We start from the raw sequence: 15,556 nt of genomic DNA, 5'->3' as shown, positions 1-15,556 counted from the left end.
TGGAGATAATCCACATAGTTTATGCTTTTATACCTCGGGACGACTTTAATTTTTCCAAATTAACTATTTTAGTTTTGAATTTATATTTCTTATATAGTAAGTCTGAGAAATAATTCGTTAAAAATACTTCTCAGAATTTTAAGATATATTGTTACGCATTATTGTTTTAGAATTTTAAAATTATGCTTTCCGGTGGTTGTATTTAAATTAACTACATATATTCCTCTAGCTAACTCCGTTAAATTTAATTGTATATGAGATGATGTCGTTTGTTGAGAAATAACTTCTTGACCTATAAGGTTGATAATGTGAACGGAATTGATTTCAGAATTGTAAGCTATATTCAAAAAATCTTTTACAGAAGTCGGAGAGACAGATAAAGCATTTGTGTTAAATTCATTTATACTTAAACTACTAATATTCAAGGTGAAATCAATAGCTTGTCCATATCCGTTTTGAACTCCTTGACCAAAAGCGTTGAATGCTATGGCACAAGGATCGACTATAGCAGGTGAAGTAGAATCTGTATAAGTTTTGGTAATTCTAATTCGAGTATTTCCTGCAGTAGCATCCGATGGCACTACAATTTCTGCAGTAACAGCATCAGCTTCGGTGTTTCCATCGGTATCGAATAGGGTGCCAATGGCATATACTTCATTATCATCGTCTAAAATATTATTTTGATTCCAGTCGATAAAGGCGACAATATTAGTTGAAAAGGTTCCATAAGTATTACCGTTAACCGTTATAGAATAGGTTTCTTCTGGAGTAACATTAATTACAGTGCTTGTAGCATCAATTAAATTTAAAGTCGTATCTGTATTTGTAATACTATTTGTGTCAAAATCTACCGAAGTGATTTCTTCAACTATAGTGCCATTTGTAATTTGGCAATATGGATTGGGGAATGTTTGGGCCTGACTACTAAATGTTAGAATAACGAGGACGAGAGTAATTTTTTTCATGAATTGTGAGTTTGTGATTGACCTTCAAGTTAGTGAAAATTAAACTTAAAAGTCTTATAGTATCCATCTCTTAATAGGATATGGTCATTTAATACTTGTTAAAAAATTGAAGATCATCTTAGTAAAAGCCTTTGACACTAGGCTTTAGTATACCAAATTACAACATATCAACAAACCATAAACAAATCATAGATAACTCGTTTTATTTCGTAAATTTGCCTGCGTTTAACAGCGCATCATGACCACAAACCCTAAATATATTTTTGTAACAGGAGGTGTGTCTTCTTCACTAGGAAAAGGCATTATAGCTGCATCTTTAGCTAAACTCTTACAATCTCAAGGTTACAGAATTACCATTCAGAAATTAGATCCATATATCAACATTGATCCTGGAACCTTAAATCCTTATGAACATGGCGAATGTTACGTCACTGATGATGGTGCCGAAACAGATCTGGATTTAGGACATTACGAACGTTTTTTAAATGTTGCTACATCACAGGCCAATAACGTAACGACGGGAAGAATTTACCAAAGTGTTATTGATAAAGAACGACGTGGCGAGTTTTTAGGAAAAACAGTACAAGTTATTCCGCATATTACCGATGAGATAAAGCGTCGAATTCAAATTTTAGGGAACTCAGGAGATTACGATATTGTTATTACCGAAATAGGAGGAACCGTTGGCGATATTGAGTCTTTACCATACATTGAAGCTGTTAGACAGTTAGAATGGGATTTAGGAGAGCACAATACTTGTGTTATTCATTTAACCTTGGTTCCATTTTTATCGGCAGCCGGGGAATTAAAAACTAAACCGACCCAACATAGTGTAAAAACTTTAATGGAAAGTGGAGTTCAAGCAGATATTTTAGTTTGTAGAACAGAACATAAACTTAATGATGGTTTAAAAACCAAACTGGCACGTTTTTGTAACGTGAAAAAGGAAGCGGTTATAGAATCTATTGATGCATCAACTATTTATGATGTTCCAAATTTAATGTTGGAAGAAGGACTTGATAAAGTCGTTTTAAAACAACTACAATTAAAAAGCGATGTACCAGATTTAAAACGTTGGAATCAGTTTTTAAAGCGTCATAAAAACCCAAAGAGTGAAGTCTCAATTGGATTGATTGGTAAGTATGTGGAACTTCAAGACTCTTATAAATCCATTCTCGAAGCCTTTATTCATGCAGGTGCAGAAAATGAAGTTAAGGTTATTGTGGAACCTATTCATTCTGAATATTTATCTGAAAGTAATATTGAATTTAAACTGGGGCATTTAGATGGTGTTTTAGTTGCGCCAGGTTTTGGAGAACGTGGTATTGAAGGTAAAATTGATGCTGTACGTTTTGTGAGAGAACATAATATTCCTTTTTTAGGAATTTGTTTAGGCATGCAAATGGCTGTGATTGAATACGCTCGGAATGTCCTGAATATTAAAGATGCAAATTCAATTGAATTAGATGATCAGACACCAAATCCAGTGATCAATTTAATGGAATCACAGAAAAATGTGGTGAACAAGGGAGGTACCATGCGATTAGGCACTTGGGATTGTCAGCTCGAAAAAGACAGTATAGCTTATGATGTTTATCAATCTGAAATGATAACAGAAAGGCACAGACACCGCTTTGAATTTAATAATGCCTACAAGACACAGTTTGAGAATGCCGGATTAAAAGCAACAGGTTTCAATCCAAAAACTAAATTGGTAGAAATTGTAGAAATTCCAGAAAATAATTGGTTTGTTGGAGTACAATATCATCCAGAATACAAAAGTACGGTAAGAAATCCACATCCTTTATTTGTGGCCTTTGTAGCTGCAGCCTTGAAATATAGAAAGAAGAAAAACTAACTTACAAACGTGCCACTTTGGCGCATATAGAACTTTTGGGTAACTTTTTGAGTCAAGCAAAAGTGACTGTAAATGACTTGTCAACTAAATACTGATTCGAACTCGGCATAAAACAACTGACAGGTCTAAAATTAAAATGATTAATTAGATTACCGCCCTAGCGGAAAAGAGTATGGAAGAAAAGAAATTCGACGTTAAATCTATTATAGGTTTTGTCCTTATATTCGGAATTTTGGTATTTATGATGTATCAAAATCAACCCACACCAGAAGAACTTGAAGCTCAGAAAAAAGCAGAACAAGAACAAGTTGAAGCAGAAAAGAAAGAAAGACAGCAAAATGAAACCTTAGTTACAACTTCGGATGATTTTACAAATACTCAAGCTTTAGATTCTACACAACAAGTTGCACTTCAAAATAAATTAGGATCTTTTGCCTATGCAGCAACATTACCAGGTGAAGATATTACTACCGTACAAACGGATGTTTTTGAACTTAAATTTAACCGCAAAGGGGGACATTTAGCACAAGTAAAACTCAAGAATTTTGTTGATTATGATTCAGTGCCAATTTATTTGGTTAAGGAGAATAACAGTGCATTCAATATAAGGTTTGGTACATCAGATAATCGTACTTACAACACTCAAGAACTTCCGTTTCAGCCTAACGTAACCAAAAGTGGAGAGAATACGGTGGTATCCATGAAATTTAAAGCTTCTGAAAGTGCCTTTATAGAATATCGTTACGAATTGAAGCCTAATGATTACATGATTGATTTTTCAATTAAGTCCCAAGGTTTAAGTAGTGTTTTTAATACGTCGCAAGCTATTGAGTTAGATTGGAAACAAAAAAGTATTAGGCACGCAAAGAGTATCAGCTACGAAAATCGCTACACCAGATTAACCTATATGCATGACGACGGGCGGGTAGATAAATTATCTCAAAATGGTGATGACGATGAAATTATTGATGATGTAGAATGGTTATCTTACAGACAACATTTTTTTAGTTCTATATTAACTTCAGATGATGGTTCATTTAATAATGTGTCAATAACCTCTCAGGATTTAGTTGAAGATGAAGAAATAGATACTTTATTTACCAAGTTGTATACATCAAAAATGCCTTTAGCGTTTAGTGGCGGAGAGCTCAATAAAAATTTAGGCTTGTATTATGGCCCTACTGATAGTAAAACGTTAAAGCAATACGATAAAGGCTTGCAAGAAAGTATTCCTTTTGGATGGGGTATTTTTGGATGGATTAATAAAGCATTGTTTATTCCATTATTTGGTTTTTTAAGCGGGTTTTTACCGTACGGAATTGCGATTATAGTAATGACTATTTTGGTGAAAATCTTATTATCATTTGTGCAGTATAAACAATTCTTGTCGCAGGCGAAGATGAAAATATTGAAGCCAGAATTAGATGCTGTTAGAGAAAAATACAAAGATAATAAGTTAAAAGCTCAACAGGAAACTATGGCTATTCAGAGTAGAGCAGGTGCTAGTCCATTAAGCGGGTGTTTGCCTGGTTTAATGCAGATTCCAGTATTTTACGCTCTATTCATGTTTTTCCCTACAGCGTTTGCATTGCGACAAAAAAGTTTTCTTTGGGCAGACGATTTAAGTTCTTTTGATTCTGTTTTAGATTTACCATTTCATATTCCTTTCTATGGTGATCACGTAAGTTTATTTCCAATATTGGCAGCTATTGCAATTTTCTTTTATATGAAAATGACCACTGGTCAGCAAATGGCAACGCAACCTACACAAGAAGGTATGCCAGATATGGCCAAAATGATGAAGTATATGATTTACTTCTCACCAATTTTAATGCTAATATTCTTTAACAACTATGCATCAGGTTTAAGTTTGTATTATTTTATTTCTAACCTAATTAGTATTGGAATAATGTTAGTGATTAAAAACTACATTATCGATGAAGAAAAAGTGTTGGCAAAAATTGAGGTTAATAAAAAGAAGCCTAAGAAACAAAATAAGTTTCAAAAGAAAATGGCTGAGATGATGGAACAGGCTGAACAACAAAAACAAGCACAACAAAGAGGTAAGAAAAAATAAATTTTATAGATAGATTAAATAATTTTATCGAATTAATTATTCTCTTATTGATGTTATTATATAGCCACAACTTTAATGTTGTGGCTTTTCTTTTGTTGAGATATTGAAATCGTTTGTTTTGACGTATTGAATTGTACCAATATTTTGGTTACATTAAATTAATAAAAAACCTTAAAATCCTATAGATAGGAAGATAGGAAGATAGGAAGATAGGAAGATAGGAAGATAGGAAGATAGGAAGATAGGAAGATAGGAAGATAGGAAGATAGAAAGATAGAAAGATAGGAAGATAGGAAGATAGGAAGGAAGATAGGAAGGAAGATAGGAAGGAAGATAGATAGATAGATAGATAGATAGATAGATAGATAGATAGATAGATAGATAGATAGATAGATAGATAGAACCGGCGGCTGTAGCGCAGATAATGTACGGTGTTCTTTTTTTAGAACTTTCAGTTTTATAAAATGGGTAGCTATTTTTAACCTAACAAAGTTCAAGAAATAATAAATGTCTTGTAATTAGATACTGAACCGAATGCCTATTCTTTCAATATAAAAAAAAGCTCAAACCATAATGGCTTGAGCTTTTAACCTAACTAAAATCAACTACTTATAAAAAAAAGTTTTATAACGTTGTGTTATTAATTATTGAGGTGTTAAAATTACTTTGTCAATTACATGCACAACACCATTCATACTTTGTATATCCACAAGTGATACAACAATATTACTCACTCTTCCATTGGCATCGGTTAGTGTAAAGGCAGAATTATCAGCAGTTATATCACCTCCCAATGTACTAACTGTACCGTTTGGTAAGCCTGAAGACTGTATGTTTCCACTAATGATATGGTATAATAATACGGCATCAACAGTGTCAGTTCCTAAATCCGATAAACCAGAAACGCTTAATTCAGTTAATAAGTTAGAGAAAGCATCATTTGTTGGAGCGAATACTGTAAAAGGTCCTGCATTAGCATCCGATACTGTAGCAATATAAGGTACGGTTGGTGAGCCTGTGTCTGCATACGCTAAAGCCGCTACTAAAGTTTCCAAAGCCGGATTTGTTGTAGCAAATGTCGCTATAGTTGGTAATTCAATTACAGCATCCACGACATGTACAATACCGTTAGACGCTGTAACATCAGCAGTAACTACGGTAGACATACCATTTAACATTACACCGTTTGATGTAGTGTAATATAAACTTAAATTCTCATTATTTGGTCCTACAGCAGCTGTATTAGTGTAGCCAGAACCAGCATTAACCAATGCAGTCGAGTTAATAGTTTCTCCAACTATGACGTGATTTAAAAGTATATTTCTTACAAGAGCCTCTTCATCACTAGACAAATTGTCTAAGTCTAATCCTGTAGCCGATAATAAATCAGCAAAGGCTTCATTGGTCGGCGCAAACACTGTAAATGGACCGGCACCTTGAAGTGTAGATACTAGATCTGTAGCTTGTAACGCTGCAGCTAAAGAGGTTAAATTGTTTTCTAAAGCAATATCAACTATAGTCGAAGGTGCAGGGGTTACATTTCCATCGTCGTCATCACTACATGAAGTAAGACCTATAACCACTAGAAATACTAAAAGTAATTTGACATTTTTTGAAATAATTTTCATTTTTTTGAGTTTTAAAATTGTTCAACATTCAAACCAATTATTGGTTTGTTTAACAAAAATACAAAATGATTAAACAAAATATTTATATAATTTTAATTTTAACATTATTTTTAACAAATGCGCGTGCTCAAAATCCAATTAATCAATTCGATGATAATAACAAACGTCATGGGTTGTGGACAAAGAATTACCATAAGACGAGCGAAAAGCGTTACGAAGGGGTTTTTGACCACGGTAAAGAAATAGATTCATTTAAATTCTATACACTATCTAATGGTAAAAGTGTATTAAGTGCCATTAAGGTTTTTAATCCTACTGATAGTATTGCAGATGTAACATTCTTAGCTTCAACGAAGCATGTTATTAGTAAAGGTAAGATGAATGGTAAACGTTTTATAGGCGAATGGATCTATTATCATAAAAATTCGAAAGAAAAGATGATTGTGGAGAATTATAATAAACAAGGTTTACTTGAAGGTGAACGTAAGGTGTATTTCAAGAATGGAGAGCTTGCAGAAATTGCCCATTATAAGAACGGTAAACTACATGGGGCATCGAAATGGTTTTCCGAAAACGGTACACTTTTACGACAAGCTACTCATAAAGATGATCATTTAGAAGGTAAAAATACTAATTATGATGCTAAGGGAAATATAACCTCGGAAGGTAATTACATTAAAAGCCAGAAAAAAGGTGTTTGGAGGTATTATGACAATGGGGAACTCACTAAAGAAATTGATCATACCAAGCAAGAAGTAATTTCAAAAAATGAATAGTTTAACTCTATTATATTGATAGCATTTTCAAATAGCAATCTTATCAGGATTGCTTTTTTTATTTTGTAATTTTGCCGAAGTTTTTCGAACCAATAGGTTGAATATATAGAAAGTCGCTCTGTGCGGATTTAGAACATATTTGACATAATCATAATAATAAAATAAAAAACACCTGTTTTACGGGTATTACACATGAAAAGAGTCATTGTAGGTCTTTCAGGAGGAGTAGATTCTAGCGTTGCAGCCCATCTCTTAAAGGAACAAGGTTACGAAGTTATAGGGTTATTTATGAAAAATTGGCACGACGATTCTGTAACCATTTCAGACGAGTGTCCGTGGCTAGAGGATAGTAACGATGCTATGTTAGTGGCCGATAAATTGGGAATTCCGTTTCAAACTGTTGATCTAAGTGAACAATATAAAGAGCGAATTGTCGATTATATGTTTGATGAATATGAGAAAGGACGTACACCAAATCCCGATGTACTTTGCAATCGTGAGATAAAGTTTGACGTCTTTATGGATATCGCACTCGAATTAGGTGCAGATTTCGTAGCTACAGGTCATTATTGTAGAAAAGCTACGATTGAAAAGAACGGCAAAGAAATTCATCAACTATTATCAGGGGAGGACTCTAATAAGGACCAATCCTATTTTCTTTGTCAATTATCCCAAAATCAATTAGCAAAAGCTTTATTCCCAATTGGCGAACTGCAAAAGTCCGAAGTAAGGGCAATAGCCAAATCTCAAGATTTAATTACTGCCGAGAAGAAGGATTCTCAAGGCTTATGCTTTATTGGTAAAGTGAGGTTACCAGATTTTTTACAACAACAATTAAAGCCTAAAGAGGGTGTAATTGTTGAAGTGGATGCTAATTTTGAAACTTATAATAATTGTATACCAATATTTGACACAAAAGAGAACGAACTAGCATATTTTTCCAAGAAACCTGATTATAAAATATCAGATGGCAAAGTTGTGGGCAAGCATCAGGGCGCTCATTATTTTACCAAAGGTCAACGTAAAGGTTTAGGTGTTGGTGGCACAGTAGAACCTTTATTCGTTATAGATACAGATGTCAATGAAAATGTTATTTACACAGGTCAAGGCAAACAACATCCCGGTTTATATAGACATGTATTATTTGTATCTAATGAGGAATTACATTGGGTTAGAGAAGATTTAGCCTTAAAAGAAGGACAATCTATGTCCGTTATGGCAAGGATTAGATATAGACAAGATTTGGAAGATGCCACCTTACATAAGGTGGCTTCTGGATTGTATGTCGAATTTAAAAACAAACAATCGGCAATAACAGAAGGACAGTTTGTTGCATGGTACATTGCAGATGAACTCATAGGTTCAGGAGTAATTTCTTAACTTGCGTTATGAGCTATTCCATTAATTTTGAAACTTTTAAGGTTTTTGAAACTTGGAAGCTTTGGTTTGCGTATATATTTTAAATTTCAAGTTAAAAGAAATCACCATGAAAAAACCTATTGCATCACTATTATTCTTTTTAGTAATAAACATAGCATTTGCACAAGAAGATGCATGGGTTTATTTAACGGATAAGCCAAATGTTACAGCTTCAATTGCAAACCCAATTAGTATTCTTAGCCAAAAAGCAATAGACAGAAAGCAGAATCATAATGTGGCTATCGATGAACGTGATGTGCCCGTTAATGAATCTTATATTTCAGATTTAAAAAATCAATCTGGAATTGTTGTTATGGCAAAATCCAAATGGTTCAACGCAATTCATGTGAGAGGTTTAGAAGCGGATATTAGTGCTTTAATTAATTTAGATTACGTAGAGTATATTGATTTTGCTAATAATAATTTAAACATATTATCCCGAGGTATTGCCAATATCAATAAAAACCATATAGAGGAAGAAACTATAACCTTTACCTATGGCGAGACCCTAAATCAAGTCGAAATGATCAATGCTGATAATTTGCATGACGCAGATTATACAGGTGAAGGTATCACGATTGCGGTAATGGATTCTGGTTTTCCGAATGTAGACACTATGGGGGCATTTCAGCGTTTAAGAAATAACAACAATCTTTTAAATGGTTACGATTTTGTAGATAGAACTACAGATGTATATGCCTTTACTGGGAGTAGTCATGGTACTAAAGTATTAAGTACTATGGCAGGTTTTGTAGAAAATCAGTTTGTGGGTACAGCACCAGATGCCGCCTATTATTTGTTTAGAACGGAAGATTCATCAGCTGAAAATCCTGTTGAGGAAAGTTATTGGGTAGAAGCTGCTGAGCGTGCAGATAGCTTAGGTGTAGATATTATAAATACGTCTTTAGGTTACACCGTTTTCGATAATCCTAACTATAATTATACACCGGCAGATATGAACGGACAAGTGGCATTTATTACTAAAGGAGCTTCCATTGCTGCTGAAAAAGGTATTTTAGTAGTTGTCAGTGCCGGAAATTCTGGTTCCAGTAGTTGGCAAACGGTTGGTGCGCCAGCAGATTCTCCAAATGTATTATCTATAGCTGCAGTTGATGCAGATGAGAACTATGTAGCATTCAGTTCGCAAGGGAGCGATGCTCAAGTTGGGTATGTAAAACCCGATGTGGCGGCTAAAGGGGGAGCTACGTCTGTTGTAAATCAATTAAATAATATTGTTCAGAATAATGGCACCTCTTTTAGTGCTCCTGTAATGTGCGGAGGCATTGCTTCGTTATGGCAAGCAATACCAGAGGCGTCACCAACTGACATTATGGACTTTGTTCGGCAATCGGCTTCACAATTTACAACCCCAGATTATTTTCTAGGTTACGGTATTCCAGATTTAGATTTAGCCAGAACAATGGCGCTATCTATACCTGAAGTTTTGATTGAAGATTTTAATATCCAGCCCAATCCAGTACGTCATGAATTGAATCTTTCGATACCTTCATCGGTCCATCGGGCTGAAATAGTTATATATAATCAATTGGGTCAACTAATTTTGAATCAAACTATAACGGAACAGTCTAATATTATAAATGTCTTAGATTTAGCCCCAGGTTTATATTTACTGAAGATTTCGGCTAATAAATACTCAAGAACTTTCAAATTTATCCGGAGTTCTAATTAGAAGATCTAAAAATTAAGCAGTGTTAAACCTTAAAAATTTTATAGATTTTAATCATATAAGCCACTATTGAAATTTGTTGCATATCCTCAGTGTGTTTTCCAATCAAAAATTTCACCCATTTCGTTCGAGAAACTCATCTGAATTGCCGAATTTTAGCATTTATATAACTGATAATTAAATATAATGAACAACAGAGTTACAGAACTTTTTAATATTAAATATCCAATAATTCAAGCAGGAATGATATGGAATAGTGGTTGGCGATTGGCGGCTGCATCAAGTAATTCGGGTATATTAGGTTTAATCGGTGCAGGTTCTATGTATCCAGATGTTTTGCGTGAACATATTCAAAAATGTAAAGCGGCAACTGATAAGCCATTTGGTGTTAATGTCCCGATGTTATATCCCAATATTCAGGAAATTATGGATATTATTGTAGAAGAAGAGGTGAAAATTGTTTTTACATCTGCAGGAAATCCGAAAACTTGGACAAAGTGGTTACAAGATAAAGGCATAACCGTTGTACATGTAGTTAGTAGTGTGAAATTTGCACTTAAAGCACAAGAGGCCGGGGTCGATGCTGTGGTAGCTGAAGGTTTTGAAGCTGGAGGACACAACGGAAGAGATGAAACTACAACATTAACGTTAATACCAATGGTAAAGGAGCAACTTCAAATTCCTCTAATTGCTGCAGGTGGTATTGCCACCGGAAAAGCGATGTTAGCTTGTATGGTTTTAGGTGCCGATGGAGTTCAAGTGGGAAGTCGTTTTGTTGCAAGTGAAGAATCCTCTGCGCACCAAGCTTTTAAACAAGTAGTGGTGGATGCGAAAGAAGGAGATACCCAATTAACCTTGAAAGAATTGGCTCCTGTAAGATTAATAAAAAATAAATTCTTTATTGAGATCCAGGAGCTTTATAAAACGAGTCCAACACCAGAGCAACTCATTAAGTTACTAGGACGAGCTAGAGCCAAACGTGGTATGTTTGAAGGCGATTTGGAAAATGGAGAGCTTGAAATAGGTCAAATTTCTGGGTTAATCCACGATGTAAAACCAGTTGCTGAGATAGTGGAGGATATAATTGCTGAATTTGAAAACATGAAAAAATGGGTGAGTACCATTTAATAATACTTTAAATATAGCTTTTAGTAGATACCTGGTTAGTGATGGTTACTATAAAATTAAAAATTCCGTGATAAAGCATCACGGAATTTTCCTTTTACGATAAAAATAAATTTTTCTATTTCATGTCATTTTTATTCTCCTCGGTATCAGAAATTTTTTCTCTAATTGTATTATAATCTGTTTTCATTGCGTCATGCTCATCTTTCATGGTTGCATGCTCACGCATCATTTTGTCGTGTCCTTTCTCCATTTCTTCAATTTTTGCCGTTTTTTCAACATCAGATAAATTATCGAATTTTGCTCTTAAATTGCTGTGTGATTTCATAATCTCATTATGACTCATTAAGATTGCGTCATGTCTTTCTAGCATTACTCCATGCTTGGCAACATCATCTAAAATCGTTGAATCTTGTAATTCCATGCCATTCAGTTCTTCTGAAAATGCGTTGTGTTCATTAACCATTTGCTTATGAGTATCCGCAAATTTGGTATGTGCAACTTCAATACTATCACTTTCTTTCATTAAAATATCGAACTGATTAGTCATGTTTTTCTTGTTGTCATCACAGCTTATAAAAATTAAAGCTGCCGTAAATAATAAAATACTAATTTTTTTCATAATTTGTTTGTATTAATTGATCTTTAGCAAAATAATTTAATCTTTGAGAGTAGCTTAACTCAATCACTGTAAATAATTACCTTATCTAAATACAAAACTATTATTTTTGTTTATGGACTTAATTTATATTCAATGAAACACATAACTTTCTTTATCATTATAATTTGTAGTTTTTATGCTTGTGATAACAAGATAAACTTAGAAAAGAACGAAGACCCGATAAAGGTAAATTGGAAAAAGAGAGCAATCAAGTTGTCTAACAACGATTCTTTAGAGTCAGGCCATTCGTATTTATCGATTTATTCCCAGATTTATAGTTTCTCACAACATAAAACGTATAATCTCACAGCAATGGTAAGTCTTAGAAATACAAGTATGAAGGATACCATTTATTTGACCAATGTTGATTATTATGATACCCACGGAGCACTTTTACAGCGCTATGTCAAAAAAACGGTGTATTTAGCACCTTTAGAGACCATAGAAATTGTCATCGATGAAGCCGATGTTACAGGAGGTACAGGATCTAATTTTATCTTTGATTGGAAAATTCCTAAGAACTGTCCAGAGCCACTTTTTGAAGGTGTAATGACTTCTACTGCTGGTCAGCAAGGGTTATCTTTTATAACTCATGCTAAACGAATTCGTTAATTTATTTAATAATTTTAATAAACTTAGAAGTTGTTAAAATAATATTGTTTTAGCCTTAAGTGAACCTGAAAAAAATTAAATTTCTTTTAAGAAAACGTATTGGTACGCTCTTTATAAAAGCTTTAAATTTGGCAATGCTAAACGTTGAGATTAATAAATGAATTTAACTACCGAAAATATCCTTTTAGTAGGTTCACTGTTGCTTTTTATAAGTATTATAGTTGGTAAAACATCTTACAAGTTTGGTGTTCCGACGCTTATTCTCTTCTTGGCAATAGGTATGTTGGCTGGCTCAGATGGAATTGCAGGTATTCGCTTTAATGATCCTAAACTGGCGCAATTTATAGGTATTGTGTCACTAAATTTTATTTTGTTTTCAGGGGGTTTAGATACTAATTTTAAAGCCGTTAAACCCATTCTCAAAGAAGGATTAATGTTATCTACTTTAGGAGTGTTATTAACAGCTGTTACGCTAGGGACATTTGTATGGTGTGTTACAGGTCTAACGGTTTATGAGAGTATGCTGTTAGGTTCAATTGTGTCTTCTACTGATGCTGCGGCAGTATTTTCTATTTTACGTTCAAAAAATCTCGCTTTAAAAAGTAATCTTAGACCTACTTTAGAATTAGAAAGTGGTAGTAATGACCCTATGGCTTATGTATTAACGTTAGCATTTTTAACTTTAGTTATACATCAAGATCAAAATTTATGGTCTATAATTCCATTATTTTTTCAGCAAATGATTTTCGGAGCCGTTGCGGGATTCGCTTTTGGAAAATTAAGTAAACTTATAATCAATAAAATAGAATTAGGTTTTGAAGGATTGTATCCTGTTTTAGTAATAGCACTAATGTTCATCACCTTTTCAGCAACAGATTTTGTTGGAGGTAACGGTTTTTTGGCGATATATATCTGTGCCGTTTATTTGGGGAATCAAGATTTAATACATAAAGGGACAATCTTAAAAATGTTTGATGGTATAGCATGGCTAATGCAAATTGTGCTATTCCTTACTTTAGGTTTATTGGTTTTTCCCTCTCAAATCATTCCATATATGGGTATTGGTTTACTTATATCAATGTTTCTGATTATTGTGGCGCGTCCTATTAGTGTATTTCTAAGTTTAATGTTTTTTAAAATGAAACTTAGAAGACGTTTTTATATCTCTTGGGTAGGGTTACGTGGGGCAGTACCTATTGTTTTTGCTACCTATCCGCTCTTAGCAGGTATAGATAAAGCAAATGTGATTTTTAATATTGTCTTTTTTATTTCCGTCACGTCTGTTCTTATACAAGGAACAACGTTATCAATTTTAGCAAAATGGCTTCATGTGGCGCTGCCAGAAAAAGTGAAACCTATCGCTCAAAATGATAGATATATACTCAATTTACCAAAATCTGAAATGGAGGAAATAACTATTTCGCCAGATAGTTTTGCAATTGATAAACGAATTGTAGATTTGCATTTTCCAAGTTCTGCATTTATTGTTATGATTAAGCGTAATAATAAATATGTTCGTCCGGTAGGAGCTACGGTAATAAAAGCCAATGATACGCTAGTCGTTTTGTTAGATAATGAAAACAGTTTAAATGAAGTACAAAATGTACTTGCATAAAGCATACAGATATTAAAAAGTGAACAATTTTAATCACATATTAAAAATAGTTCTACTCATTACAATTTATTGTTTTGGGGTATCTGTTTCTGCAATAAATCTTAAGAACTCTAATTTTAATACTGTTCAAAATACTTCTGAACAGCAAGATTATTTAGTTAAGAATACTAAAATACATTTTCTTCATACTATACAATCAGAAAATATATTACCATCAGGCGAATTAAATATTTCACCTGAATTCAAATTGTCTTTTGATGATTTTATTAAGCATACGGTCTCTCAAGAATTGCAATATCTTTCACAATTCAGGCAGTATAATAATCATTTACAAACTATTAGAGTCCGATTTCGAAAGTCAGATCTCATTTTTCCTTTTCATAATTTTTGGTAATTTTTACGTTTTAATCTTCAGTTAATGTAAAACTAAACGTATTCGTACGCCGTGGATAATCACGACGTATTAGAATTATTATATCAAAATTTTAAATAAAATAAAAATGGATTTAGGAACAGCCATAGTTGGCTCTGTTTGTGTTATTCTTTGTGCAATACCATTTGCACTTATAAGTATAAATACAAAACGAAAAGAAAAAGAAATACTAAAAGTATTAAAGAATATTGCTACAAAACACCAAAGTAAATTAACAGAAATTGAAGTTTGCGGACGGTATGCAATAGGTATAGATAAGCATAATAAAAGGTTGTTTTTTATAAAAAAAAATAATGATGATTATAAAGAACAGGTAATTGAGTTGTCTCAGGTAATTGATAGCAAAGTGATTAATACTAACCGATCAATTAAAGATGAAAAAATAATACAACAACTACATTTGCAGCTTAGTTATAAAGGTGTAATGAAACAAGAAGATGTTTTAGAGTTCTATAATGTTAATGAAAGTTATCAATTGAGTGGTGAACTTCAATCTATAGAAAAATGGAAGAAAATCACTATAAATGTACTGAACAATAACGATGAGTAAACGTAGTTAAAATGCATAAATAATAACTTGGCTAACAAGTCGATAAGTTATTATTTGTGCATTTCTATTTTTTAATATTGAATTTTGAGCTTAAATTTCGAGGTTATTAACTTAGAACTAACCTAAAACTAACTTAGAACTAGCTTATAA

At 33.2% G+C, this 15,556-nt stretch carries 12 protein-coding genes; 9 read left to right on the top strand and 3 right to left on the bottom strand.

Features of this window, described 5'->3' with window-relative positions; all coding sequences use genetic code 11:
* Window positions 1-158: 158 nt before the first annotated feature.
* Complete coding sequence (locus QMA06_RS07095) at window positions 159-965, bottom strand: T9SS type A sorting domain-containing protein (protein WP_290206174.1); 807 nt, start codon at window positions 963-965, stop codon at window positions 159-161.
* Window positions 966-1,203: 238 nt separating this feature from the next.
* Here QMA06_RS07095 and QMA06_RS07090 point away from each other — a divergent pair, with 238 nt between their 5' ends.
* Together QMA06_RS07090 and yidC are read left to right on the top strand one after the other, a co-directional pair.
* A complete protein-coding gene (locus tag QMA06_RS07090; RefSeq protein WP_290206173.1) occupies window positions 1,204-2,823 on the top strand; it encodes a CTP synthase in 1,620 nt (539 codons plus the stop codon).
* Window positions 2,824-2,995: 172 nt separating this feature from the next.
* Window positions 2,996-4,900 (top strand): membrane protein insertase YidC, encoded by a 1,905-nt coding sequence (gene yidC / locus QMA06_RS07085; protein ID WP_290206172.1) that lies wholly within the window; start codon window positions 2,996-2,998, stop codon window positions 4,898-4,900.
* A gap of 644 nt (window positions 4,901-5,544) precedes the next feature.
* Here yidC and QMA06_RS07080 read toward each other — a convergent pair.
* Window positions 5,545-6,528, bottom strand: a complete 984-nt coding sequence (locus QMA06_RS07080) for a fasciclin domain-containing protein (protein ID WP_290206171.1) — start codon at window positions 6,526-6,528, stop codon at window positions 5,545-5,547.
* 65 nt (window positions 6,529-6,593) lie between these two features.
* Here QMA06_RS07080 and QMA06_RS07075 point away from each other — a divergent pair, with 65 nt between their 5' ends.
* The 4 genes from QMA06_RS07075 to QMA06_RS07060 all read left to right on the top strand — a co-directional run bounded on the left by QMA06_RS07075 (window position 6,594) and on the right by QMA06_RS07060 (window position 11,538).
* On the top strand, window positions 6,594-7,304 hold the full coding sequence (locus QMA06_RS07075) for a toxin-antitoxin system YwqK family antitoxin (protein ID WP_290206170.1): 711 nt from the start codon (window positions 6,594-6,596) through the stop codon (window positions 7,302-7,304).
* 192 nt (window positions 7,305-7,496) lie between these two features.
* Window positions 7,497-8,684 carry a tRNA 2-thiouridine(34) synthase MnmA gene (gene mnmA, locus QMA06_RS07070; RefSeq protein WP_290206169.1) on the top strand — a complete coding sequence of 396 codons (1,188 nt, stop codon included), beginning with the start codon at window positions 7,497-7,499 and terminating at the stop codon, window positions 8,682-8,684.
* A gap of 106 nt (window positions 8,685-8,790) precedes the next feature.
* A complete protein-coding gene (locus QMA06_RS07065; protein ID WP_290206168.1) occupies window positions 8,791-10,413 on the top strand; it encodes a S8 family serine peptidase in 1,623 nt (540 codons plus the stop codon).
* Between the two features lie 183 nt (window positions 10,414-10,596).
* Complete coding sequence (locus QMA06_RS07060; RefSeq protein WP_290206167.1) at window positions 10,597-11,538, top strand: NAD(P)H-dependent flavin oxidoreductase; 942 nt, start codon at window positions 10,597-10,599, stop codon at window positions 11,536-11,538.
* Between the two features lie 115 nt (window positions 11,539-11,653).
* Here the strand turns inward: QMA06_RS07060 and QMA06_RS07055 are convergent, their stop codons facing one another.
* A complete protein-coding gene (locus QMA06_RS07055) occupies window positions 11,654-12,157 on the bottom strand; it encodes a hypothetical protein (protein WP_290206166.1) in 504 nt (167 codons plus the stop codon).
* A 132-nt stretch (window positions 12,158-12,289) separates the two neighbouring features.
* Between QMA06_RS07055 and QMA06_RS07050 the strand changes: the two genes are divergently transcribed.
* From QMA06_RS07050 to QMA06_RS07040, 3 genes are all read left to right on the top strand, one after another.
* Window positions 12,290-12,808: a DUF3124 domain-containing protein gene (locus tag QMA06_RS07050; protein ID WP_290206165.1), complete on the top strand. Its 519-nt coding sequence runs from the start codon at window positions 12,290-12,292 to the stop codon at window positions 12,806-12,808.
* A gap of 157 nt (window positions 12,809-12,965) precedes the next feature.
* Window positions 12,966-14,423 (top strand): potassium/proton antiporter, encoded by a 1,458-nt coding sequence (locus QMA06_RS07045; RefSeq protein ID WP_290206164.1) that lies wholly within the window; start codon window positions 12,966-12,968, stop codon window positions 14,421-14,423.
* Window positions 14,424-14,923: 500 nt separating this feature from the next.
* On the top strand, window positions 14,924-15,406 hold the full coding sequence (locus QMA06_RS07040; protein WP_290206163.1) for a hypothetical protein: 483 nt from the start codon (window positions 14,924-14,926) through the stop codon (window positions 15,404-15,406).
* Window positions 15,407-15,556: the final 150 nt, after the last annotated feature.

The sequence above is a fragment of the Winogradskyella bathintestinalis genome (assembly GCF_030407435.1).
In the GTDB taxonomy this organism is placed as follows: domain Bacteria; phylum Bacteroidota; class Bacteroidia; order Flavobacteriales; family Flavobacteriaceae; genus Winogradskyella; species Winogradskyella bathintestinalis.
Note: the sequence above shows the minus strand (reverse complement) of the source record. Positions and strands in the feature narration are given on the sequence as shown.